Here is a 23941-nt window from a genome sequence, read left to right on the forward strand (position 1 = left end):
AATGTCCGACGACGTTGATCTATTCATCATAGGCGGCGGAGTAAACGGTGCCGGTATTGCCCGCGACGCAGCGGGCCGGGGCCTTTCGGTGGTGCTGTGTGAAAAGGATGATCTGGCCGAAGGAACGTCGTCGCGCTCTGGCAAGCTGGTCCATGGCGGTCTGCGTTACTTGGAATACTATGAATTTCGCCTCGTACGTGAAGCCCTGATCGAGCGAGAGGTCTTGCTGAATGCCGCGCCGCACATCATCTGGCCGATGCGATTTGTACTGCCCCACAGCCCCACTGATCGGCCTGCGTGGTTGGTTCGTCTGGGTCTGTTCCTCTACGACAATCTGGGGGGGCGGAAACTCCTTCCAGGAACACGGAGCCTGAACCTAAAACGCGATCCCGAAGGAGCGCCAGTAAAAGATGACTACTCGATTGGATTCGAGTATTCCGATTGCTGGGTTGATGATGCCCGCCTGGTCGTCTTGAACGCCGTTGATGCCAGTGAGAATGGGGCCGAGATTCTGACCCGCACAAGTTGTGCGTCCCTCCGCCAACATGAAGGCAACTGGATCGCAACGGTGGAGGACACAAAGTCCGGACAATCCCGAGATATACGCGCAAAGGCTGTCGTCAATGCTGCCGGTCCTTGGGTGAATGATGTGATCGGGCGCGTTGCCGGGTCCAATTCAAGCCGATCCGTAAAGCTCGTCAAAGGCAGCCACATCATTGTGCCGAAATTCTGGAACGGAGAGCACGCCTACCTTGTTCAGAACCACGATAAACGCGTCATTTTCATTAACCCATACGAGGGCGACAAAGCGTTGATCGGCACGACGGATATTGCATATGAGGGTGACCCGGACGATGTCACCGTGGATCAAAGTGAAATCACCTACCTGATTGATGCTGTGAACCGTTACTTTAAGGTGCCGTTGCGCGCGCACGATGTGATTGAAACCTTCTCAGGCGTGCGTCCGCTCTTTGACGACGGGAATGGCAACCCAAGCGCAGTGACGCGTGACTATGTGCTGGACCTGGATCAATCGCGTGGGGCACCTCTGCTGAATATCTTCGGCGGTAAGATCACGACCTACCGCAAGCTTGCTGAACAAGCCGTGCAAGACCTGAATGCCATATTTCCGCAAATGGGGGCCAACTGGACTGCCACCAAACCTCTGCCCGGCGGCGATATGGACAATGCAGATTTCGAGACATTTCTGGGAATGCAGCAAGGCCTGCACCCTTGGTTGCCAAGGAGTTTGGCGAAACACTACGCCCGGCTTTATGGGACAAGAGCCGCTCAGATCATCGGCGCAGCTTCGGATATGAGACATCTCGGCAAACAATTCGGACCACTCCTCTATGAGGCCGAACTGGCCTATCTGGTCAAAAATGAATGGGCCAGTTGTACGGAAGATGTCCTGAACCGCCGCACCAAACACGGGCTGACCGTCAGCCCAGCCCAAGTTTCCCAGATCGACGATTGGTTCAAAAATGGCATCGCACAAACAGCTTAACTCGCCACCCCAGGATTTCGAAGATCTAAAGGCTTTGTCCGCAGAATTCGGAAATAAGCCTCTTCACATCCAGGGCGCTGGCGGCAATGCATCTATCAAACAGGGCGACATAATGTGGATCAAGGCGTCTGGCACTCTGCTTGCCGAGGCGATGACCCGCGACGTGTTCGTCCCGGTTGATCTGGCCCGCATAAAGGCTTCCATCGCCTCTCATCTACCTGACGCCGACACGCCTGCCGCCTTCCTGATCTCAGGCGGGTCTGATCTGCGTCCTTCGATCGAAACCAGCCTGCACGCCGTTTTCGCCCAACGCATCGTGCTCCATACTCATTGCATCCACACGATTGCCCACGCTGTTCAAACGAACGTCGGCGATCTTTTGGCCACACGTCTAGGTAACTTCAATTGGGCCTTTGTGCCCTACACCAAACCTGGCGCCAATCTCGCGCGCTCTGTCATGGAGGTGCTCAAACCCGACATCAACGTCATCGTCCTTGGCAATCACGGGTTGATCGTCGCGGGCGATTCCATTGACGAAGTACGCGATCTGCAAAATGCAGTGCATAAGGCGCTTGCCCTGCCTGCAACGAAACTGGACGGAGAAGATCACGCCGCCCTGCTGGCCCGCGTCGATGACCGTGCGTACGGCCTTCCCGACGATCCGTTGCTCCATCAAATTGCTCTTTCGGATCAACGGGTCGCGCAAGTCGTAGCAGGCAGTCTCTATCCAGATCATGTGATATTCTGTGGGATCGCGGCAACGGCCCTGACCCCGAACCAGACAACACAAGACGCGACAGGTGATGATAGCCGACCGCACCCTGTTTGCCTTCTCGTTCCGGGCGCGGGATTGTTGGTGCACAAAGACGCAAGCATCGGCGCAAAAACCATGTTGCGCTGTCTGGCGGACGTCATCACGCGCCTCCCCGGGACGGCGGAACTGACCTATCTGACGCAAGAACAAAACTATGAACTCCTCGATTGGGACGCTGAGAAATACCGACAGGCCCTCAATGCCGAGTGACATTTTCATAGGCATCGACCTTGGTACCTCTGGTGCGCGGGCCATCGCAATCAACGAAGGCTGCGGTGTCATCGCCGAAGGCAAATCAAACCTCGTGGATCACGGCACGGATTACCGAGATCCCAGGATTTGGTACGCCGCGACGATCACTGCTTTGTCGCTCGTGACCAAGGCCATCAAACGGCAAAACGTCAAAGCCATCGCCATCGACGGCACCTCGGGCTCAATGCTGCCAATCGATGCGAATGGTAGGCCGCTTGCTCAGGCTCGTATGTACAATGATCCCTGCGATGACGCTGAAATCCTCGACAAGATTGCAAGAGCTGCCCCGCCCGAAAGCGCAGCCCACGGCGCCACAAGTGGTGCCGCTAAGGCCCTGCTGTTTCAAGCCGCCGTCCCGAACGCCGACAAGATCGTCCATCAAGCGGATTGGGTCGCGGGCCAGTTCTGCGGCATCTTCGCCTCGGATGACAACAATGCGTTAAAGACTGGCTACGATTCGGTTACCCGAACATGGCCTGATTGGATGGAGCAGGTCGGGATCGACCGAAACCTCCTGCCAAACGTCAGTGAACCCGGCGCGGTCGTCGCGCCAATCCTGCCACATATTGCCACGCAATTCGGCCTGCCAATATCAACGCTGATTGTTGCCGGAACCACGGATGGATGCGCCGCCTTTCTCGCGACTGGTGCGTCAAAGCCCGGGGATGGCGTGACCTCCATTGGCACGACACTGATCCTCAAAATCGTTTCCGACACGCCCATTTTCGACGCTGCAAGCGGCATCTACAGCCACAGGCTGCTTGGCAATTGGCTGGCCGGAGGGGCGTCGAACACGGGCGGTGGCGTGCTTTTGGGTCACTTCACCCCCGACGAGATCGCATCACTCTCGCAGCAAATCGATCCCACGACACAACTGGGCCTCGACTATTACCCGCTTAGCAAACCGGGTGAGCGCTTCCCTGTGTCTAATCCGGATTTGCAACCTAAGCTCTTTCCCCGACCGGAAAGCGATGCCGAGTTTCTGAAGGCCATATTCGAGGGGATCGCCGGGGTTGAAAAGCTCGCCTATGCAAAACTCAACGCGCTCGGCGCGCCGCCATTGCAAACCATCCGCACAGTAGGCGGGGCGGCCCAGAATGATGCCCTCACCAAAATCCGCGAGAACTTTCTTGACCTTCAGGGCAGTATGCCAACACATGTTGAGGCCGCCTATGGTGCGGCGCTTTTGGCGAAACATGGCGGCCAGGAATGAGCCTTGCGATCGAACCGTTTGGCCCGTTGGTTGATCGTTACGATGCGTTCCTCATCGATCAATTTGGTGTGCTGATAGACGGCGAGGGGGCCTATCCCGGTGCGGTTGACGCCCTCGACCATATAGCGCAATGCGGCAAACCCGTTGTCATTCTGTCTAACTCGGGCAAACGCGCAGAACCCAATTGCGATCGCGTGGTGTCCTTTGGCTTTGACCGCAACCATTTCAAAACGGTCGTCACATCCGGTGAGATTGCATATCACGCCATCAAAAACGCGCTTGGCCGCTCTATCAGATCTGATGCACGGGTCATGGTCTTGGCTCGCCAAGGAGACGCATCCCCTATTGCGGATCTTGGGCTGGACGAAGCCGACGATCCAAAATTGGCTGATGTGCTTCTGATCGTGAGCCGGGACCTTGAGATGTCTCGCGGGGACTACATAAAGTTGCTTACCGAATTCAGGTCTACCGGCGGCAAATGCCTCTGTCTCAATCCGGATCTCAACATGCTGACCCCAAGTGGCATCGCCTTCAGTGCCGGCGCCATTGCCAAGCTCTTTGAGCAACTTGGGGGGCGCGTTGTCTGGTACGGCAAGCCCCATTCTGATATCTATGGTTGCGCGCTGGGCTTCGTGGAAAACATCCCTAAAAACAGAGTATTGTGCATTGGTGACAGCATCCATCACGACATCATAGGTGGTCATGATGCAGGCCTTGCCACTGCGCTTGTTCGCCAGGGCGTGCATGCGGATCTTTCAGATGACGCAACCGCGGAAATTCTGTCAGAGCTGGGAGTGTTCCCAACGCATGTACTGAGATCACTCTCGATAGTGTAGAAGACTGTTGGCATTGTGGATGCAGACCACCTTAGGGCCTTCAGACGCCACATGCAGAGAAACATGGGACCACTACTCCCGATGGCTGGTGGTCGGAAAGCTATTATCAAACAGGTGCCCAGAGATGAACTGGCCACGGCAAGTTAAAGAGGAAAGACAAGGGTGTGCAGGCCCCCAAAGCGCGAGACCTTGACATCGTGCTGATACACCTTCGGCCCCCGACATCGCGGCTCAGTCAATTTTGTCGTTGTTGTTTTGGCGATGAGGTCACTGCCTTTGACCAATGGTCCTCAGCAAGAAGATGGAGAGGCGCGACCAATCTAAACCATCCTGTCCAACGCTGTATTCGCTTCCGCCATATGTAGGTCCTTAAAAGGGGGGTAGGGCGCGAGATACCTGAGGTGGACCAAGCCTTGCCAGTCTCGCGCCTGTGTTTGAGAAAAGTAACATTCTTGCGATTGCTGCAATTGCGTCTCTTTTCCGCCGGATTCTCGACTGATAAGGGGGTGTGCGTAACTAGTGGGATGTTGAAAGGTGTGAGTGGGCAGATGAGAACCGGGTTTAACGGTCGCGTCGCTATTTCATGGACGCAAATAGATATTGATGGGCTCGAGGCTGCGCCTCTGGCCTGTTTGGCTGTTGGGGCGGCATGGTCCTGGCGTGGTCAGGCTGTTGTGCTCAGCGAGGCTGTTGAGCAAAGGCTTGCACAGACCGGATATGCTGGCGGTGCTGCGTCGCGAATGGACAACCGTTTTCCGATGGTCAGAGAGTTATCGGGTCACGTCAGCGGAACCATAGTACTGACCAACGGTGCTCAGAGCTTTGTTGCAGACCTCATTGTTGATGACGATGACAATAATCCGACTTTGGTATTTGAAGCTGGATGCCCGCCACGTGATCAGGATTTCTGGATCAGTGACGTAACTGATGCGGTTCCGCCGCAAAACGCAGGCACGGCAAGCGAATCCACGGTCATCTCTTTTCCCTCCCAAACATAATTGAACTGAGCAATGTCTGGAAATGGCCTCGTGTTGCGGCCATTTCACTGCGTTTGAAGGGCTGAAGTTCTGTTGAGACACTTCCCCCCAGTTCGTATTCCAGGTATTTTCACGACCGCGCCGTTTGGCGTGTTGACTCTGCTGGCGCGGCGGATATAAGCGCCGCTTCATTGGTGTTGGTGGCCCTCGCAAGGGGATGCCTGTCATGGGGGAAACCTCAAGAGGACAACGCCCTTCATAGTGGCTTTCATAGGCCTCGATCAAAACGAAGGAGATCAGCCGTGACCAAACGCACGTCTGCCAAGCACAAAATCGACCGCCGGATGGGTGAAAACATCTGGGGTCGTCCGAAATCCCCAGTCAACCGTCGCGAATATGGCCCCGGCCAGCACGGTCAGCGCCGCAAGGGTAAGCTGTCCGATTTCGGTATCCAGCTGCGCGCCAAGCAGAAGCTGAAAGGCTACTATGGCGACCTGACTGAAAAACAGTTCCGCCGCATCTATGGCGAAGCCGAGCGTGTGAAGGGTGATACTGGTGAAAACCTGATCGGCCTGCTGGAGCGCCGTCTGGACGCTGTTGTCTATCGCGCCAAGTTTGTTGCGACCGTATTTGCTGCTCGTCAGTTCGTGAACCACGGCCACGTCAAAGTAAATGGCAAGCGGGTCAACATCCCCAGCTACCGCGTCAAAGAAGGCGACGTAATCGAAGTGCGCGACAAGTCCAAGCAACTGGCCGTTGTTCTGGAAGCCGCTGCTCTGGCCGAGCGTGACGTGCCTGATTACATCGATGCCGACCATTCCAAAATGACCGCGACTTTTGTCCGCGCCCCGGGTCTGGGTGATGTGCCATATCCGGTTGTCATGGAGCCGAACCTGGTCGTTGAATTCTACGCGAAGAACTAATCTTCGCCGAACCAAAGCTGAGTTCAGAGCCGCGCCTTCGAGCGCGGCTTTTCTTGTTGAGCGGTTCCCCGCGTCAATCCGGTAGCGTATTATCTTATGCGCCAATTCTGTGGCGCAAGGCATGAATGTCGGTCAGTTCGGGATCGTTGGTCCACCCAAGTGCTGCATCCCGATCTGGAAAAGGCAATAGTACCGCGACGTCTGGCAAATCTGACCTTCCATCATCCAACAGAAGTCGGGCTGACGGTGGAACGTGCGGCACATATCGAAGGCGCGGAGTTTGCTATACGTTGTGGGCTTTCGGGGAGGCCACCGTTTCTCACGTTCACAAACTGCGACCGCTGTTCCTCAAATGATCAAATCGGAAGGGGCCGGTTTTCTGCGATCGCTTCCATTGCGAAATACGACGTCACACTGTCCAGTTCGACCTTTTCGATCAGACGTTGATAGACCTTATCGTAGGTGGCCATGTCCTGGGTCACCACTTTCAGCTGATAGTCGTAGTCTCCACCGATCCGATGAAAATCCACGACTTCAGGGATCGTGAGTACGTGACTGCGGAATGCATGAAGCCAATCGGCTGAATGGTGTCGCGTCCGCAGCATTACAAAAACCACAAGAGTCAGCCCAAGTTTCTCACGCGCAATGCGCGCATTTGATCCCAACAACACGCCGTCATCGTTCAACGCCTTCAGACGACGCCAGCACGCATTTTGTGACAGACCGACCCGATCCGCCAATTCTCGTTGCGACAGTGTCGCATCCTTTTGCAGCTCTCGAAGGATACGTGTGTCAATATGATCTAATTTTGAAGCCATAGGTGATCATACGACACAAATCTCATAACTTCTACGCAAAAATAGGCGAAGTTAATACGATGTCAGTCAATCATATTGGTTCTGCAGTAAGGAGCTTATGTTATGACCCTGACCAATTTTCGTGCGGAAATCCAATCCACCACTCACAATTCCAATCTGCGCGATGGGCTGATCGGAGAGAATGTCCTGATCCCGGGTCTGCATGGGGACGTGCCGCTTGTATATGCGGACTACGTCGCCTCGGGGCGCGCATTGCGGCAGGTTGAAGATTTCGTAACCACGCATGTGTTGCCGTTTTATGCCAATAGTCACACCGAGGCCTCCTACTGTGGCTCCTACATGACGCGGCTTCGGCGCGAGGCGCGCGCAGAGATAGCCCGTATTGTTGGCGCGAAGGAAGAAGATGCGGTGATTTTTGCCGGATCTGGTGCCACTGCTGGGCTCAACCGGTTGGTCAGTCTTCTGGGAGTGGAAGAGGCTGACCAGCCGGTTGTTTTGATCGGCCCTTACGAACATCACTCGAACATCCTGCCATGGCGCGAAAGCAAGGCGCAGGTGATCGAAATCCCTGAGGGGCGCGACGGAGGTATAGACCTGCAAGCGCTAGAGGATGCCCTGATTGCTAACTCAGACGCGGATCTGGTCATAGGGTCGTTTTCGGCCGCATCGAACGTGACCGGCATCATCACCGATCCTGATCCGGTAACACGATTGCTGAAAGCGCATGGCGCGTTGGCCGTCTGGGACTATGCCGGTGGCGGTCCGTATTTGCCAATGGATATGGGGTCAGAGGACGCCCGTAAGGATGCTATCGTGGTTTCTCCGCACAAGTTTCCGGGCGGGCCGGGGGCATCCGGTGTGTTGATCCTCAACCAGTCAGCCGTTCAGCGCAAATGCCCCAGTTGGCCAGGCGGTGGAACCGTTAGCTTTGTCTCGCCCTGGCGGCACGACTACAGCGAGGATCTGTCTACGCGGGAAGAAGCCGGAACCCCCAATGTCATTGGCGATATCCGTGCAGCACTCGCCTTTATCGTCAAGGATGTGGTTGGCACGGACGAGATCGCAAGACGCGAGGCTTTGTACAACCGCATGGCGCTGGATGGATGGAAGGACAATTCCAACCTGACATTGCTGGGAACAGATAACCCGCATCGTCTGCCGATTTATTCTTTCCTTGTCCGTAACAATGCCGGGCAGCCGGTGCACCAACAGCTGTTCACCCGGATGCTCAGTGATATCTATGGGATTCAGGCACGTGGCGGTTGCGCCTGCGCGGGACCATACGCGCACCGGCTTTTGGACATTGATCAGGCGACCTCGGAAAGATTGCACGCAGAATTGTCGGCGGGGGAAGAGATGAAAAAACCCGGTTGGGTGCGGCTGAACTTCTCGTATCTGATGAGCGAGAAAACGGTCCAATTCATCATCGATAGTGTCAATGAACTGTCCCACCGGACCGAAGACTTCGTGCCGCACTACAATGCTGATCCGGCGACCGCACGCTTCAAGGCCGCCTGACGGAATTGCCGCTTTTCTCAACGCCTTGAGACAGGTATGAGGGGCTCAATCAACCGGAGCCTCTCATGACCCAAATCATCCCTCAACCCGGCATTATGGACATCGCGCTGTATCAAGGCGGCCAGTCGCATGTTGCGGGCGTCGAGAATGTGATCAAGCTGAGTTCTAACGAAAACCCGTTTGGTCCCAGCCCCAAGGCGATTGAAGCAGTTCGCGACAGTGCGGCCGAGCTGCATCGCTATCCCAACACAGACCACGCCAGCCTGCGTGCGGCCATAGGGGACGTGCACGGGCTGGATCCGGCACAGATTATCTGTGGTGTCGGCAGTGACGAAGTGCTGCAATTCGTGGCCCAGGCCTACGCCGGGCCGGGGGATGAGGTCATCTATACCGAACACGGGTTTTCGATGTACCCAATCATCGCACGTATGGCCAGTGCCACGCCCGTTATGGTGGCCGAGCGCGACCGAAAGGTCGATGTTGATGCCATTCTGGATGCAGTGACGCCGCAGACGAAAATCGTCTTTGTGACAAACCCCGGCAATCCGACCTCGACCATGATTTCCGAGGCAGAGTTGCAGCGTCTGGCCGAAGGTTTGCCAGCGCAGTGTCTGATGGTGCTGGACGGCGCTTATGCAGAATTCGTCGACGTGTTTGATGGCGGTGCGTCTTTGGTGGACCGCTTTCAAAACGTGATCATGACGCGGACTTTTTCCAAAGTGTATGGGTTGGGAGGTATGCGGGTCGGCTGGGGATATGCGCGAAAGCCGATCATTGACGTGCTGAACCGGGTGCGCCAGCCTTTCAACCTGTCGCTGACAGCGCTTTCCGCGGCCGAAGCAGCGATTAACGACACTGAGTTTCTGGAGTTCTGCCAGTCTGAAAACGCACGCCTGCGGGTTTGGATGGCTGATGAGCTGGCGAAGATCGGTGTGCCGTCTGATCCATCCAGCACCAATTTCATCCTCGTGCGCTTTGCCGATCAGGCCGAAGCCGAGGCTTGTGACGACTACCTCAAAACGCAGGGTTTGATCGTGCGGCGTGTTGCAGGTTACAACCTGCCAAACGCTTTGCGGATCACCGTAGGCGATGAAGAGGCCTGTCGCCGCGTTGTTGCGGCTATCACTGCGTTCAAAGGGGGCGCTGCATGAGCCAGATTTATGACCGCGTGGCGCTGATTGGCTTGGGTTTGATCGCCTCGTCCATGTACTGGGCGATCAAACGCGCAGGCCTTGCGAACGAGGTCACAGGCTTTGCCCGGTCCGAGGCGACGCGGGACACCGCCCGCCGCATTGGGCTGTGCGACCGAATATGCGACACCGCGCAAGAAGCTGTCGAAGGTGCTGACCTGGTTGTTCTATGCGTTCCCGTGGGGGCGATGGCCACGGTCGCAGAAGATATCGCGCCGGTTCTGAAACCCGGAGCAACAGTGTCAGACGTAGGCTCTGTCAAGCGTCATGTCATTCAATCTGTAGCCCCGCACATTCCCGAAGGCGTGCATTTTATCCCGGCACACCCGCTGGCGGGGACGGAGCATTCGGGTCCGGAATCCGGCTTTGCCGAATTGTTCGACAACCGCTGGAGTCTGCTGGTTCCGGTCGAAGGATCCGACCCGGACGCCATCGCCCGGTTGCGCGCGTTTTGGGAAGGCTTGGGATCTAACGTCGATGAGATGGACGCAGACCATCATGATCTGGTTTTGGCCGTGACCTCTCATGCGCCCCACTTGATTGCCTACACGATGGTGGGTGTGGCCGATGATCTGCGTCGGGTGACCGATAGCGAAGTGATCAAATACTCGGCAGCGGGTTTCCGAGATTTCACCCGCATCGCGGCCTCTGATCCGACTATGTGGCGCGATGTGTTTCTGACCAACAAGGATGCGACGCTCGAGATATTGGGACGTTTCACCGAGGAATTGTTTGCCTTGCAACGGGCCATTCGAACCGGCGACGGTGAGCAATTGTTTGACTATTTCACCCGTACCCGCGCCATTCGGCGCGGTATCATCGATGCGGGTCAGGATACCGATGCGCCAGATTTCGGGCGCGGAAAGGCAAGCTGATGAGAGTTTGGGGGGGAAGACTACTAATCGGATTCGCGGCCATCTGGGCCTCAGCGTCTCAGGCACTGCCTCCGGAGCAATCCTTGGTACCCGTCGCGCGCCCGGCGGTCTATACAGGCGGTGCGTCGATTGTGCCCGCTGCCGTTCAGAGCGCGTCGGTGCAATTGGCTGCCATACCCAATTTGCGGCCTGAATTGCGGCCAGCGTCACCCCAAGTATCAGCCTTTGCAGCACGACCTTCGGACCTGCCCTTGCTGGCGCCCGACATATCGTTGATGCCGTACATGCGCCCCAAGTCGCTGGAACAGGATGTGCTGTTCAAGAAACGAAAATTGCGTAAGAGCTCGGTCTGTGGAGACATCGCAATTCAAGGCAAAGCTGTTGGAAGAGTTCCGGGGAAAATCAAGGCATGCGGGGTTAAGGACGCGGTTCAGATCACCTCGATCTCGGGCGTGAAGCTTAGCCGCCCCTCGACAATGGATTGTGGAACGGCAATTGCCCTGAACAAGTGGGTAGATAAGTCCGTCAAACCAACCTTCAAGCGGCGCGGACCGGTTGTACAGTTGCAGGTGGCTGCACATTATGCGTGCCGCACCCGCAACAATCGCAAAGGGGCCCGCATTTCCGAGCATGGCAAAGGGCGGGCCATAGATATCTCGGGCTTTGTGATGGCGGACGGTGAAGTGGTGACCGTCTTTGAGGGGTGGCGTAAGAATCCATCCCAAAAGCAACTCAAGAAGATCTGGCGCGGCGCGTGCGGACCCTTCGGCACTGTGCTGGGGCCGAACTCAGATCACTTCCACCGTGACCACTTCCATCTGGACACGGCACGGTATCGCAGCGGCCCTTACTGCCGCTAACGCAGGATCAGGCGGGGGGCAGGCCCAAGAGGCAGCGGCCCCAACGCCACGAATCCATCGCGAAAGTTCAGCTGCAAATCCAGCGCATTGGGGTTGCCCCCCAAACCGGCCAGAAAATTCAGGGCACGCGTCACCGGGTCGACGGCCTGATCGGGCAGGGCGCCTGCGGCATTTGCCATTGCGATCATATCTCGCCAGTTTTCTGCTTTGACCGCAATCTCGCCGGTTGGGATGCCTTGGGTGTCGACATCAAGCTCTCCCGCCGCAAACAACCTCAACTCGCCCCACTTGATTTCAGCCAGGTTCAAGTTGATTTGCGTCGGCTGAGGGCGACTCTGCTCCAACGCGGATCGGTCCCACGGTTTGTCAAACGTCGCAACCATATCCAGCTCGAGCGTATCGAACGCTTGCGGCAGCGATGTGGCTGATTTCATCAGGTTGCGCAAATCGTCTCCGGGTGTGAAGCCATCCACACGCCCCGAAATCATATAGGCTTCGGGAACGGACGTTTGTTCCATGATCAGCCCGAGTGTGCTTCCGGCTGCCAGCGTTTCTGTGTCGTCGGTGATCATCCAGGGTCCCGCTGTCAGGGCCATTTTCTCAAGCATCAAGGCAACGCCGGGCTGCAATTGCAGTTCTGCCTGAAGTGCATCGGCCTGAATGGTCGAGGTTTGATCGTAGTAGGACAGGCGTTGGGGGGTTTCGGCAAAGCGCAGTACCTGACGACCCGGCCAGATTGCTGGGCTTTGAAATTCGATCCAATCCGCGCTCCAGGCGGTGCCGTTCACCGGGTCCGCCAGCGCAGGATTGCTCAACCGGGTCAAATGATGCGCGGGGTATCCGGCGGTGGCGGCATCCGAGAAATCGGCTTGCCAACCCAGTTCCTGCTGCTGGTCGAACCAGCGTGTGATCGCATTGCGCAGGCCATAGCCGGCGACGAACCAGTAGGCGCTCCATGCGATGGCTACAAAAATGATCACTCGTATCAGACGGCGCATGAGCATTGGCCCTTTTTCCTGCCTTGGATTTGATGTTTATAGGCCCAAACGGGCAAGGACCAGTGTAATGACGATGTGGGTTTTCGGTTATGGATCGCTGCTGTGGAATCCGGGCTTTCCGGTGGCCCGCAGCGAACACGCGACATTGCACGGCTATGCGCGGTCGTTCTGCATGAGCTCGATCCACCACCGCGGGACCGAAGAAAATCCGGGCCTTGTCTTGGCGCTGGATGAACAAGCCAGTGCCCATTGCAAAGGGCTGGCTTTGGCGGTGGAAGCCGGACATGAAGACCGTACGTTGCACGAACTGCGTGAACGGGAATTGATCTCGTCGGCCTATGTTGAACGCATGCTGGATGTCCACATGGACAATGGTGAGGCTGTCAACGCCGTGACATATGTGATCGACGGCGACCATGTGCAGTATTGCGGCGGTATGCCCTTAGAGGATCAGGCCCAGATCATTGCCCATGCCGTTGGCGGGCGCGGCCCGAACACCGAATATCTGTACAATACAGCAGAACATCTAACCGAGATCGGCTTACGCGATCCGGATCTTGAGTGGTTGTCGCAACGGGTGCGCAACCTTACCGCATAAACTCTTGGCGTCATCGGCGTAATTTCGCTAGATTCGGCCCAGAGCAGGCAAATACCGGGAACAACGCGCATGGCGCAGGCACATCAGGGCGCGAGACCCCATTTCTCGCATCCCATTCGACAGATTGTGATGATGTTGATCGCAATCGGCCTTGCGGGGCTGGGGATATTCACGGCGCTGCCTTACGTGCTGCCGGTGTTTTTCGCAAACCCGTATTTGAACGGGTTTATTCTACTGGTCTTTGTCATCGGCGTGTTCGCCTGTTTCTATCAGGTCACGCAGCTTATTGGCTCGGTCCGCTGGATCGAAGCGTTCGTTGGCGGGGTTGTTCGTGAAGACGCCCGCACGCCGCAGTTATTGGCACCGCTGGCGTCGCTTTTGCGGGAACGGGGCGCGCGGTCCCAGATCAGTTCAACATCGACACGGTCGATCCTTGATTCCGTGGCCGAGCGGGTCGAAGAAGAACGCGAGATCACGCGCTATATCACCAATGTCCTGATCTATCTGGGTCTTTTGGGTACGTTCTTTGGTCTGGCCACGACGGTGCCGGCCATTGTCGACACCATCCGCAGCCTCAACCCGCAAGAGGGCGAAGAAGGGCTGGCTGTATTCAACCGCCTGATGACCGGACTTGAGGCGCAGTTGCAGGGCATGGGCGTCGCCTTTGGCTCGTCTTTGCTGGGTCTGGCCGGATCCCTGATCGTCGGCCTTCTGGAGGTGTTTGCAGGGCACGGCCAAAACCGTTTCTATCGAGAGCTGGAAGAATGGCTGTCTGGCATCACCCGCGTCGGCTTTGCTTCCGGCGAGGATGGCGGTGCCGAGATTGCTGTGCTGACGCCTGTTCTTGATGCGATGTCTGAACAGATGGATGCTTTGCAGTCCATGTTTGTTTCCCAGGAAACTGAGCGGGCGGACGTTTCGGCAAAGCTGAGCCAGTTGGTCGATGTGATTGGTGATATGAACCTGCGTCAAGCAGACAGCGAAGGCGTGACTGCAGCGCTGGAACGGATTGCGCTGGGCCAGGACGCGTTGTTGGATCATCTGCGCGATCACGGGTCTGGCGAAGGGATCGATGCCGAAAGCCGCATGCGCTTGCGGTCCATGGATGTTCAGTTGCTGCGCATTCTGGAAGAGATTTCCGCCGGACGGCAGGAAAGCATGAACGAGTTGCGCAAGGATCTCGAACTGTTGGTCAAGGCGATGACCCTGCCGCGCGGCGCGGTGCGCACCGTACCGGACGGGGAATAGCCCATGGCGCTGTCCCGCCGCACCGGCCAACGATTCCAAGGCTCTATCTGGCCCGGCTTTGTGGATGCGATGACGGGTTTGCTGATGGTGCTGATCTTTGTGCTGACCATCTTCATGGTGGTTCAGTTTGTTCTGCGCGAAACCATCTCGGGGCAAGAAGATGAATTGACTGCCCTGGCAGATGAAGTGGCCGCGCTGGCCGGTGCCCTTGGTCTGGAAGAACGGGAAAACAGCCGATTGGAAGCCCGGCTTGGGGCGCTCACCGCGACCTTGTCGCAGGCCGAAGGTGATCTGGTGCAGGCGCAGTCTTTGATCGCATCATTGACGACCGAGCGGGACCGGCAAGCGGCAGCATTGGATCAGGCGCAGACCCGTATTACTGATTTCGAAGCGCAGGTTGCTGCCCTGTTGTCTGATCAGGAACGGGCGCTGGGCGATATTGCCGCGCTGGAAAGCCAGCGCGAACAATTGCTGAGCGAACAGGACGCACTGAACCTTGCGCTTGCACAAAGCCGGAACGAGATTGACGCACAGGCTGAAGCCGCGCGTCTGGCTGCAGCGCGACGCGAGGCATTGGAAGCACTGATCGCTGATCTGGAGCAATCCGAAGCAGAGCGTGTTGCCCAGATTACCGAACTGGAACAGGACCTCAGCGACGAAGAAGCGGCCCGGTTGGCGGAAGCTGCTGCTGCGGAAAACCTGCGCAATCGATTGCAGAACGCAGATGCAGAGTTGACGGCCATGACCCTTGCGCTTGAGGCGCAGCGCAAAGAGGCCGAGGACACCCTGACCTTGTTGGCTGCAGCGCAGGCTGCCAGAGCTGACCTCGAACGCCAGTTTGGAGAGTTGAACAATCAGGAGCTGCAGGCGCAACTGGAAGCCGCACTTGCGGCTCGGACGCAGGCACAGGTCGACGCGGACGCGCAAAGATCACTGGCAGATCAACGAGAGGCTTTGTTGGCCGTCGCGCGTGAAGCAATTTCGGCAGAGAAGACGATTTCTGCCAAAGCGCAACGCGAGGCTGCCTTGTTGAACCAGCAAATCGCCGCCTTGCGCGGGCAATTGGGGTCATTGCAGGCCCTGCTGGACGATTTTAAAGACCGTAACGCAGCCTCGGAAGTTCAAATTCAGACATTGGGTCAAGATCTCAACGCGGCATTGGCGCGGGCCGCGTCCGAAGAGCGCCGTCGTCGATTGTTAGAAGAGGCCGAGCGTCTTCGACTTGAGGCGGAAGCGAAATCTCTTGCCGGTGAAAATCAGGAGCTGACGGCGCAGGCCGCAGATCTTGAACGCTACCGGTCCGAGTTTTTCGGCAGGCTGCGCGATGTTTTGGGCAATCAGGAAGGCGTCCGGATCGAAGGGGACAGGTTTGTCTTTTCCTCGGAGGTTCTGTTCGATACCGGCTCGGCGGTTCTGTCAACGGAAGGGCGTCAGGAAGTGGCCAAAGTGGCCAATATCCTGCGCAGTGTCGCAGCTGACATTCCATCCGGCCTGAACTGGGTCATTCGGGTCGATGGCCATACGGACAACGTACCTTTGAGCGGTGGGGGTCGGTACCGTGACAATTGGGAGCTCAGCCAGGGTCGCGCCTTGTCCGTGGTGCGCTACATGGTCGATGCGCTGGGCATCCCGCCGAACCGATTGGCCGCCAACGGGTTTGGTGAGTTCCAACCCGTCAATCCGGCCAACACGCCCGAAGCACGAGCGCAGAACCGTCGGATCGAGCTGAAGCTCACCGAACGATGAAATCGTTGGTTTTCTAAGAGTTCGGACTACCGGCGTCCAAAGCGGAAGCTTTTGTCCGGTGTTCCGGCAAAACATCTTGGGATCACCGGATAGTCTTCCGTCAGAAAGTAGGCATAGGTACCGGATGGGTATTCCGTTGAAATAGTAAACGCACCGTTACACATATCCAATGTACCGTGACCCTGCACATAGGCGTAGTCCTCGTTGAACGTGCCATCATATCGACCGTCCGGTTGGTTTCCCCCTGGTCGATTGCCGGACTTCAAACGGTAAGACGAGGTCATTTTTGTCACCTTCCCGTTGACCACTCCAGTCATGGCATAAATTGGATAGCCATCGGCGGCGTACCCAATCAGGGGTGAATGTTCTTTTGGTGACCAATCATGCAGTTCTACCAATCCGGTCGGGACGCCGTGATAGTGGTATTTCCCATTTGGTTGAACATGCGCATGGTTCGCGTCAAGACCCAGAGCAATCGCACCACCCAGAGCATTGTAAGACCACCCGGATCTCGGATCTCCGTGCCAGAATTCTGCAGCCAGAGGGTCAAATGCCACGCCGCCCAGCGAGACGCCAAAGTTCCAACCCATTTGCAACGGTGTTATTGATCCGGTCGTTTTTGGATTTGCCGGAATGTTCAGTTTTACATTCTGCGTGGAAATGCTGTGCGGATTTCCGCGGTTGGGAAACTGTCCTACAAGATGGTCAGGAATGCCGTTGCCAGTCATGCGCAGCTTGGACGCCGTTTGCTTGATTTTTGATCGACTAGTGCCCGGGTCAACAGTTGCAGGCACAAGGTTGATCGGCCTAATTTCGGTTTCGTCATGATAGCGAAATCTTTGCTGCGCCACTGCGACCGCCGCGCTGGCGGAGATAACAAGGGCAGCACCCCAAATCACGACTGTTTTCCTGCGCATTTCCAAGCTCCTCTGGTGACCGGATATGTAAGTTAAACGTTCGGAGTTTTGGTTTCCGTCGCGCAAGTAAGAAAAGATAAGCAGATTTAATCACAACCAAAATGCAGAAACGCCCGGCGCTGGTCAGCGGCCGGGCGTTTCTTGATGAAGTTTTGGTTGGTCAGATCAATCCGCAGTCAGAAGTGGCGGCTTGTCACCAGGAATGCGCCGCTGATCGGGGCCCAGGATTTCCAGGTCCAGGTCACCTTTCTTGACAGACACCCGCACAACCCCGCCTTTGGCCAGCTTCCCGAACAAAAGCTCTTCGGCGAGTGGTTTCTTGATATGCTCTTGAATGACACGCCCAAGAGGCCGCGCGCCCATTTTGTCATCGTATCCTTTGTCAGCAAGCCAGGCTGCGGCCTTGGCTGTCAGGTCGATGGTCACGCCGCGATCCAGCAATTGCGCCTCAAGTTGCAAGACGAATTTTTCGACCACCTGCAGGATGACTTCTTTCGGCAGAGGCGCGAAGGAGATTACGGCATCCAGACGGTTACGGAATTCCGGCGTGAACATGCGTTCGATCGCAGCGGTGTCCTCGCCCTCGCGACGATCACGGGCAAAGCCGATGGCCGCCTTGGCCTGTTCCTGCGCACCAGCGTTCGATGTCATGATCAAAACAACATTGCGGAAATTCACTGTGCGGCCGTTGTGATCGGTCAGCTCCCCGTGGTCCATCACCTGAAGCAGAATGTTGAACACATCCGGGTGCGCCTTTTCGATCTCATCCAGCAGCAGCACACAATGCGGGTGTTGATCGACGCCGTCTGTCAGCAGACCGCCCTGATCGAAACCCACATATCCCGGAGGTGCACCGATCAGACGGCTGACGGCGTGTTTTTCCATATACTCGGACATATCAAAGCGCAGCAGTTCGACACCCAGGGTATCAGCCAGCTGTTTCGCGACCTCTGTCTTGCCGACACCTGTTGGCCCTGCGAACAGATAGTTGCCAATTGGCTTCTCGGGCTCTCGCAGACCGGCGCGCGCCAGTTTGATTGCGCTTGAAAGCGCCTCGATAGCCAGATCCTGACCAAACACCACGCGTTTCAGCGAAGCCTCAAGGTCTTTCAGAACCTCGGCATCGTCTTTGGTGACGTTTTTCGGCGGGATGCGCGCGATCTTGGCCACGACAGCTTCGATCTCTTTGACGCCGATGGTTTTGCGACGCTTGCTTTCTGCGACCAGATGCTGGGCTGCGCCTGCTTCGTCGATCACATCAATGGCCTTGTCCGGCAATTTGCGATCATTGATGTATCGCGCAGACAGTTCAACCGCCGTCTTGATTGCATCCGCGGTGTATTTGATCTCGTGATGCTTCTCGAAATAGGGCTTGAGGCCGCGCAAAATCTTGACGCTGTCCTCAACGGTTGGTTCGCTCACGTCGATCTTCTGGAACCGCCGCGACAGTGCACGATCTTTTTCAAAATGCTGACGGAATTCTTTATATGTGGTCGACCCCATCGTGCGCAGTTTGCCGCCCTGAAGTGCGGGTTTCAGCAGGTTTGAGGCATCCATTGCGCCACCCGAAGTGGCACCGGCGCCAATGACGGTGTGAATCTCATCGATGAAAAGCACCGCGTCGGGGTGGTCTTCCAGCTCGGTTACCACCGCCTTGAGGCGCTCTTCGAAATCACCGCGATAGCGGGTACCGGCCAGTAGCGCGCCCATGTCGAGCGAATAGATCGTTGTTTCGGCCAATACATCCGGCGCTTCGCCCTGCACGATCTTATAGGCCAGACCTTCAGCTATGGCTGTTTTGCCAACCCCGGGATCGCCAACCAGCAATGGGTTGTTTTTGCGGCGGCGGCAGAGCACTTGAATGCAGCGTTCCACTTCGTCGGCACGACCGATCAATGGGTCTACATCGCCGGCGCGGGATTTTGCATTCAGATCGACGCAATATTTTCCAAGTGCGCTTTCTTTCTGTTCCGTCTCGCCTGAACCCGCCTGAACCTCTTCTTCGGCCTGATCCGCGCCAGACACCGACCGGCTTTCGCCATATGCAGGGTCCTTGGCAACGCCGTGGGCGATGAAGTTGACCGCGTCGTAACGGGTCATGTCCTGTTCCTGTAGGAAATAGGCCGCGTTGCTTTCGCGTTCGGCGAAAATCGCAACCAGAACATTTGCCCCGGTGACTTCGGTTCGGCCCGAACTTTGAACATGGATGGCGGCGCGCTGAATGACACGTTGGAAAGCCGCTGTCGGGACAGCTTCGGATCCGTCTATATCTGTCACCAGATTGGACAGATCCTCATCAATGAATTCGACCAGAGTGCTGCGCAGCTCGTCTAGATCAACGCTGCAGGCTTTCATGACGCGGATGGCGTCAGGTTCTTCCAAAAGCGCCAGCAGCAGATGCTCTAGCGTTGCAAATTCGTGGCGCCGCTCATTCGCAGCTGCCAAGGCCGCGTGAATGGCTTGTTCTAATGTGCTCGAGAATGAAGGCACGCGGGTGCTCCTCTGTCTTGGGTCGGAAGGGGCGGGCTTCGGCCGGATCCCCATCCCAACCATGTCCTCATACTATTAGAGTTTGGTTGATCGACGCCCGGCTTCAAGGGTTTTCTTTCACTTGACAGTCACATTTCCTGTGACCGTGGCCGTGAAGAGGGCGAAATAGGCACTAAAACTTGTCTTTTCTAGTCCGAATCTCGGCAAAAACTTTAGCCGGGTCCGAGTTATTCATGCCCAAATGGGCCTGAATCGCCGGATCTGTCGCCCGCAAGAAGGGATTTGTAGCCTTTTCCAAAGCCAAAACTGAAGGAACGGTAGGTATTCCGGCTGCACGTGCGCGGTCGATTTCGGCGACACGATCCTGCAAGGCCAAATTGTCCGGATCGACCGTCAGGGCGAATCTGGCGTTGGATTGGGTGTATTCATGTCCCGAACACACCAGCGTGTCATCGGGGAGGGCAGCCAGTTTGCCAAGCGAGGTCCACATCTGAGGGGCTGTGCCTTCGAAAAGACGACCGCAACCAAGGGCCATCAGGCTGTCCGCCGTAAACACCGCTTTGCTTTTGGGTAAATAAAAGGCCACATGACCTACTGTATGGCCTGAGACGTCTAGAACCTCGACCGGTTCGCCACCGATTTCAAATCTGTCGCCCTCAGCAACTTGCAGGTCCATGGGCGGCAGGCGGTGGGCATCTGCCGCAGCGCCGACCACTTGTACCGGATGGGCTTCAAGAACAGCTGCAAGGCCATCGACATGATCCCAGTGGTGATGGGTCAATAGAACTTGGCTCAACCGCCAGTTCCGCTCATTCAGCATGGCTAGAATCGGTTCTGCCTGTGGGGCGTCGACCAGCGCCGTGTCGCCGCTGACAGGGTCGTGGGCCAGAAAAGCGTAATTGTCGCTGAGGCACGGGATGGTGACGATCTCAAGAGGCATGGCCTTTTGCCCTTTCGTTGCTAGACTGCGCCCAGCTAAGCCGATTGACCGGGTGTCCGCAATGCATCTTGATGTGCAGGATCTGAGGAATTTCTACTACCGCAGCACGTTAGGACGTGCGGCGCAGGCTGCGATACGTGGCCGCCTGACAGATCTGTGGCCCGAAGCAAAGGGCCAGACAGTTGCGGGCTTTGGGTTCGCGGTGCCGCTGCTGCGCCCATACCTGAAGGACGCACGGCGTGTGATCGGCCTGATGCCCGGCCCGCAGGGCGTAATGCCGTGGCCAGCCGGGATGCCGAATGTTTCAGTTCTGACGGAAGAAACGCTCTGGCCCATCGAAACCGGTCATGTGGATAAGCTGGTGGTGATGCACGGGTTGGAAACCTCGGAACGGCCCAGCCAGTTGCTTGAAGAGTGCTGGCGCGTTCTGGGCCCAGGCGGGCGCGCGCTGTTTGTTGTTCCGAACCGGGCCGGGCTATGGTCGCGGTCGGACCGAACCCCATTCGGTTACGGGCGGCCTTATTCGGCCTCGCAACTGGAAAGCCAGTTAAAGGCCCATCATTTCCTGCCGGGGTCCCATTGTTCGGCGTTGTATATGCCACCGTCCTTTAAGCGCTACTGGTTAAAATCCGGCAGCCTGATCGAAAAAACCGGGCAACGGTTGCCGACGGTCATGGCAGGCGGTGTCCTTATGGTGGAAGCGACCAAACACATACGGCCACCGGGCGGCAACGTGACCAAAGACGCCGAAAAACGACCAATCAAAGCGCTGGATGGTTTGCTGAAGCCTGCTTGACGGGCTGGGTCGCCATAAGGCCTGTCGAAGACAAAATCATGAGGGAAAAAAGTCACAGGAATCGCAAAAACCTGCAATTTCGTAACATTTTTCAACTGACGTACCTGAACCAAAGGGTCGCACTTGTCGTAAGTGTATGAATTTAAACATTTTGTGGATAAGGCTGTCACGGTTATAATATATTGCTAGCTTGGTTCACCTCTGCTACATCCCCGGTGATTTTGATCCCCGACCGTCTGGCCGGGGTTTCTTCACGCCCCCGGGGTAGCTGCCGCAACGCGAATTCGGGGCCCAAAATATCGGAAGGGTGGACGTGTCCGAACCAGCTTCGATTTCCACAGGCATCGCCATGCGCTATGCCACCGCGATCTTCGAGATCGCTAAAGAGAATAAAGACCTCGCAGGTCTGGAAACCGGCATTAATGATCTGGCAGCCGCCTTGGGCGAAAGCGCCGATTTGCGCGATCTGATCGCATCGCCGCTGGTGTCCCGCGCCGAGCAGGAAGCAGCAATTACCGCGATTGGCGACAAGATGGGCCTGCATGCCATCCTGCGCAACACGCTGGGCCTGATGGCACAGAAACGTCGCCTGTTCGTTGTACCGCAACTGGTGAACGTCCTGCGTGAGATGCTGGCCGATGAGCGTGGCGAAGTGACCGCCGATGTCGCCTCGGCAAAAGCGCTGACCAAAACGCAAATGGAAAAACTGTCCAAGACGCTGTCCGAGCGTGTGGGCAAAACCGTGACAATAAATGCGACCGTTGATGAAAGCCTCATCGGCGGTCTTGTCGTTAAAGTGGGCTCGAAGATGATCGACAGTTCGATCCGTTCCAAGCTCAACTCCCTACAGAATGCAATGAAAGAGGTCGGATAAATGGGAATCCAAGCTGCAGAGATTTCTGCAATCCTGAAGGACCAGATCAAGAATTTTGGTCAGGAAGCCGAAGTGGCCGAAATTGGTCGCGTGCTGAGCGTCGGTGACGGGATTGCCCGTGTATATGGCCTCGACAACGTACAGGCCGGCGAAATGGTCGAGTTTCCGGGTGGCATCATGGGGATGGCGCTGAACCTGGAAAGCGACAACGTCGGTGTTGTTATCTTTGGGTCCGACCGGGACATCAAAGAAGGTGACACTGTTAAGCGCACCAACTCGATCGTGGACGTGCCAATCGGTAACGGTCTGCTGGGTCGTGTTGTTGATGGTCTGGGCAACCCGCTGGACGGCAAGGGCCCAATCGAATCCACCGAGCGCGGCGTTGCAGACGTCAAAGCGCCGGGCATCATCCCGCGTAAATCGGTGCACGAGCCGATGGCAACGGGCCTGAAGTCGGTTGACGCGATGATCCCGATTGGCCGTGGCCAGCGCGAGCTGATCATTGGTGACCGCCAGACCGGTAAAACCGCCGTTGCTCTGGACGCGATCCTGAACCAGAAGGTCTATAACGAAGCCGCTGGCGACGACGAGTCGAAAAAGCTGTACTGCGTTTACGTTGCCATCGGTCAAAAGCGTTCGACCGTTGCGCAGCTGGTGAAGAAACTGGAAGAATCCGGTGCGATTGACTATTCGATCGTTGTTGCTGCTACCGCGTCCGACCCGGCGCCGATGCAGTTCCTTGCACCCTATGCTGCGACCGCGATGGCCGAATTCTTCCGTGACAATGGCCGCCACGCACTGATCATCTATGATGACCTGTCGAAACAGGCTGTGTCTTATCGTCAGATGTCGCTGCTGCTGCGTCGCCCGCCCGGACGTGAAGCTTATCCTGGCGACGTTTTCTATCTCCACTCCCGCCTGCTGGAGCGTTCGGCGAAGTTGAACGAAGATTTCGGTGCTGGCTCGCTGACCGCTCTGCCGGTTATCGAAACCCAGGGTGGTGACGTTTCGGCGTTCATTCCGACTAACGTGATTTCGATCACCGACGGCCAGATCTTCCTGGAAACCGAACTGTTCTATCAGGGCATCCGCCCCGCTGTGAACACCGGTCTATCGGTTTCGCGTGTGGGTTCGTCCGCTCAGACCAACTCGATGAAGTCGGTCGCCGGTCCGGTTAAGCTGGAACTGGCTCAGTACCGCGAAATGGCTGCGTTCGCGCAGTTTGGTTCCGACCTTGACGCCGCAACCCAGCAGTTGCTGAACCGTGGTGCGCGTCTGACCGAGCTGATGAAACAGCCGCAGTACTCGCCTCTGACCAACGCTGAAATCGTCTGCGTCATCTTCGCTGGTACCAATGGCTACCTCGACAAGATCGACGTGTCCGAGGTTGGCCGGTATGAGGCTGGCCTGCTGGCGCACCTGCGTGGCAAGCATGCGGACCTGCTTCAGTGGATCACCGATGAAGATCCCAAGATCAAGGGTGACGCTTCCGACAAGATCAAGGGTGCGCTGGACGATTACGCCGCAACCTTCGCTTAAGGGAGAGGTGGG

21 protein-coding genes are annotated in these 23941 nt (G+C 56.8%); 16 read left to right on the top strand and 5 right to left on the bottom strand.

The window, feature by feature from the left end; translation table 11 throughout:
• Position 1 precedes the first annotated feature (1 nt).
• From D9K61_RS04160 to rpsD, 6 genes are all read left to right on the top strand, one after another.
• Positions 2-1507, top strand: a complete 1506-nt coding sequence (locus D9K61_RS04160; RefSeq protein ID WP_120631982.1) for a glycerol-3-phosphate dehydrogenase — start codon at positions 2-4, stop codon at positions 1505-1507.
• Positions 1485-2531 (top strand): class II aldolase/adducin family protein, encoded by a 1047-nt coding sequence (locus D9K61_RS04165; RefSeq protein WP_120631983.1) that lies wholly within the window; start codon positions 1485-1487, stop codon positions 2529-2531. The genes D9K61_RS04160 and D9K61_RS04165 overlap by 23 nt, the downstream gene beginning before the upstream one ends.
• The gene (locus D9K61_RS04170; RefSeq protein ID WP_120631984.1) at positions 2521-3786 is read left to right on the top strand and encodes an FGGY-family carbohydrate kinase; all 1266 of its coding nucleotides are present in this window, start codon (positions 2521-2523) and stop codon (positions 3784-3786) included. The genes D9K61_RS04165 and D9K61_RS04170 overlap by 11 nt, the downstream gene beginning before the upstream one ends.
• Entirely contained in the window at positions 3783-4622 is an 840-nt protein-coding gene (locus D9K61_RS04175) for a TIGR01459 family HAD-type hydrolase (RefSeq protein WP_120631985.1), read from the top strand. The genes D9K61_RS04170 and D9K61_RS04175 overlap by 4 nt, the downstream gene beginning before the upstream one ends.
• Positions 4623-5170: 548 nt before the next feature.
• Positions 5171-5620, top strand: coding sequence for a hypothetical protein (locus D9K61_RS04180; protein ID WP_162946718.1), 450 nt, complete (start codon positions 5171-5173; stop codon positions 5618-5620).
• A 281-nt stretch (positions 5621-5901) separates the two neighbouring features.
• Positions 5902-6522, top strand: a complete 621-nt coding sequence (gene rpsD / locus D9K61_RS04185) for a 30S ribosomal protein S4 (protein ID WP_120631987.1) — start codon at positions 5902-5904, stop codon at positions 6520-6522.
• A 356-nt stretch (positions 6523-6878) separates the two neighbouring features.
• Here rpsD and D9K61_RS04190 read toward each other — a convergent pair whose 3' ends face one another.
• Positions 6879-7340 (bottom strand): Lrp/AsnC family transcriptional regulator, encoded by a 462-nt coding sequence (locus D9K61_RS04190; protein WP_120631988.1) that lies wholly within the window; start codon positions 7338-7340, stop codon positions 6879-6881.
• 102 nt (positions 7341-7442) lie between these two features.
• Between D9K61_RS04190 and D9K61_RS04195 the strand changes: the two genes are divergently transcribed.
• The 4 genes from D9K61_RS04195 (at position 7443) to D9K61_RS04210 (ending at position 11783) form a co-directional block, all read left to right on the top strand.
• Complete coding sequence (locus D9K61_RS04195) at positions 7443-8858, top strand: aminotransferase class V-fold PLP-dependent enzyme (RefSeq protein WP_120631989.1); 1416 nt, start codon at positions 7443-7445, stop codon at positions 8856-8858.
• 65 nt (positions 8859-8923) lie between these two features.
• The gene (hisC, locus tag D9K61_RS04200; protein ID WP_120631990.1) at positions 8924-10009 is read left to right on the top strand and encodes a histidinol-phosphate transaminase; all 1086 of its coding nucleotides are present in this window, start codon (positions 8924-8926) and stop codon (positions 10007-10009) included.
• Positions 10006-10923 carry a prephenate/arogenate dehydrogenase family protein gene (locus D9K61_RS04205; protein WP_120631991.1) on the top strand — a complete coding sequence of 306 codons (918 nt, stop codon included), beginning with the start codon at positions 10006-10008 and terminating at the stop codon, positions 10921-10923. Before hisC ends, D9K61_RS04205 begins: the two co-directional genes overlap by 4 nt.
• Positions 10923-11783 carry an extensin family protein gene (locus D9K61_RS04210; RefSeq protein WP_120631992.1) on the top strand — a complete coding sequence of 287 codons (861 nt, stop codon included), beginning with the start codon at positions 10923-10925 and terminating at the stop codon, positions 11781-11783. Before D9K61_RS04205 ends, D9K61_RS04210 begins: the two co-directional genes overlap by 1 nt.
• On the opposite strand, the gene D9K61_RS04215 is transcribed toward D9K61_RS04210, so the two are convergent.
• Positions 11780-12781, bottom strand: a complete 1002-nt coding sequence (locus D9K61_RS04215) for a DUF2125 domain-containing protein (RefSeq protein ID WP_120631993.1) — start codon at positions 12779-12781, stop codon at positions 11780-11782. The two genes, D9K61_RS04210 and D9K61_RS04215, sit on opposite strands and share 4 nt — an antisense overlap.
• A gap of 67 nt (positions 12782-12848) precedes the next feature.
• Between D9K61_RS04215 and D9K61_RS04220 the strand changes: the two genes are divergently transcribed.
• The 3 genes from D9K61_RS04220 to D9K61_RS04230 all read left to right on the top strand — a co-directional run bounded on the left by D9K61_RS04220 (position 12849) and on the right by D9K61_RS04230 (position 16373).
• The gene (locus D9K61_RS04220) at positions 12849-13379 is read left to right on the top strand and encodes a gamma-glutamylcyclotransferase (RefSeq protein ID WP_120631994.1); all 531 of its coding nucleotides are present in this window, start codon (positions 12849-12851) and stop codon (positions 13377-13379) included.
• Between the two features lie 69 nt (positions 13380-13448).
• Entirely contained in the window at positions 13449-14627 is a 1179-nt protein-coding gene (locus D9K61_RS04225; RefSeq protein WP_120631995.1) for a biopolymer transporter ExbB, read from the top strand.
• Positions 14628-14630: 3 nt separating this feature from the next.
• A complete protein-coding gene (locus D9K61_RS04230) occupies positions 14631-16373 on the top strand; it encodes a peptidoglycan -binding protein (RefSeq protein ID WP_120631996.1) in 1743 nt (580 codons plus the stop codon).
• A 26-nt stretch (positions 16374-16399) separates the two neighbouring features.
• Here D9K61_RS04230 and D9K61_RS04235 read toward each other — a convergent pair whose 3' ends face one another.
• The 3 genes from D9K61_RS04235 to gloB form a co-directional block, all read right to left on the bottom strand.
• Positions 16400-17290, bottom strand: coding sequence for a YHYH protein (locus D9K61_RS04235; RefSeq protein ID WP_120631997.1), 891 nt, complete (start codon positions 17288-17290; stop codon positions 16400-16402).
• Between the two features lie 165 nt (positions 17291-17455).
• A complete protein-coding gene (clpA, locus tag D9K61_RS04240) occupies positions 17456-19780 on the bottom strand; it encodes an ATP-dependent Clp protease ATP-binding subunit ClpA (protein WP_120631998.1) in 2325 nt (774 codons plus the stop codon).
• Positions 19781-19952: 172 nt separating this feature from the next.
• Positions 19953-20720, bottom strand: a complete 768-nt coding sequence (gloB, locus tag D9K61_RS04245) for a hydroxyacylglutathione hydrolase (protein WP_120631999.1) — start codon at positions 20718-20720, stop codon at positions 19953-19955.
• Between the two features lie 61 nt (positions 20721-20781).
• Here gloB and D9K61_RS04250 point away from each other — a divergent pair, with 61 nt between their 5' ends.
• The 3 genes from D9K61_RS04250 to atpA all read left to right on the top strand — a co-directional run bounded on the left by D9K61_RS04250 (position 20782) and on the right by atpA (position 23929).
• Entirely contained in the window at positions 20782-21516 is a 735-nt protein-coding gene (locus D9K61_RS04250; RefSeq protein ID WP_120632000.1) for a class I SAM-dependent methyltransferase, read from the top strand.
• 313 nt (positions 21517-21829) lie between these two features.
• Complete coding sequence (locus D9K61_RS04255) at positions 21830-22390, top strand: F0F1 ATP synthase subunit delta (RefSeq protein WP_120632103.1); 561 nt, start codon at positions 21830-21832, stop codon at positions 22388-22390.
• Positions 22391-23929, top strand: coding sequence for a F0F1 ATP synthase subunit alpha (gene atpA / locus D9K61_RS04260; protein ID WP_120632001.1), 1539 nt, complete (start codon positions 22391-22393; stop codon positions 23927-23929).
• Positions 23930-23941 lie beyond the last annotated feature (12 nt).

Origin of the sequence: Ruegeria sp. EL01, from assembly GCF_900313035.1 — a bacterium.
Taxonomy (GTDB): Bacteria; Pseudomonadota; Alphaproteobacteria; order Rhodobacterales; family Rhodobacteraceae; genus Ruegeria.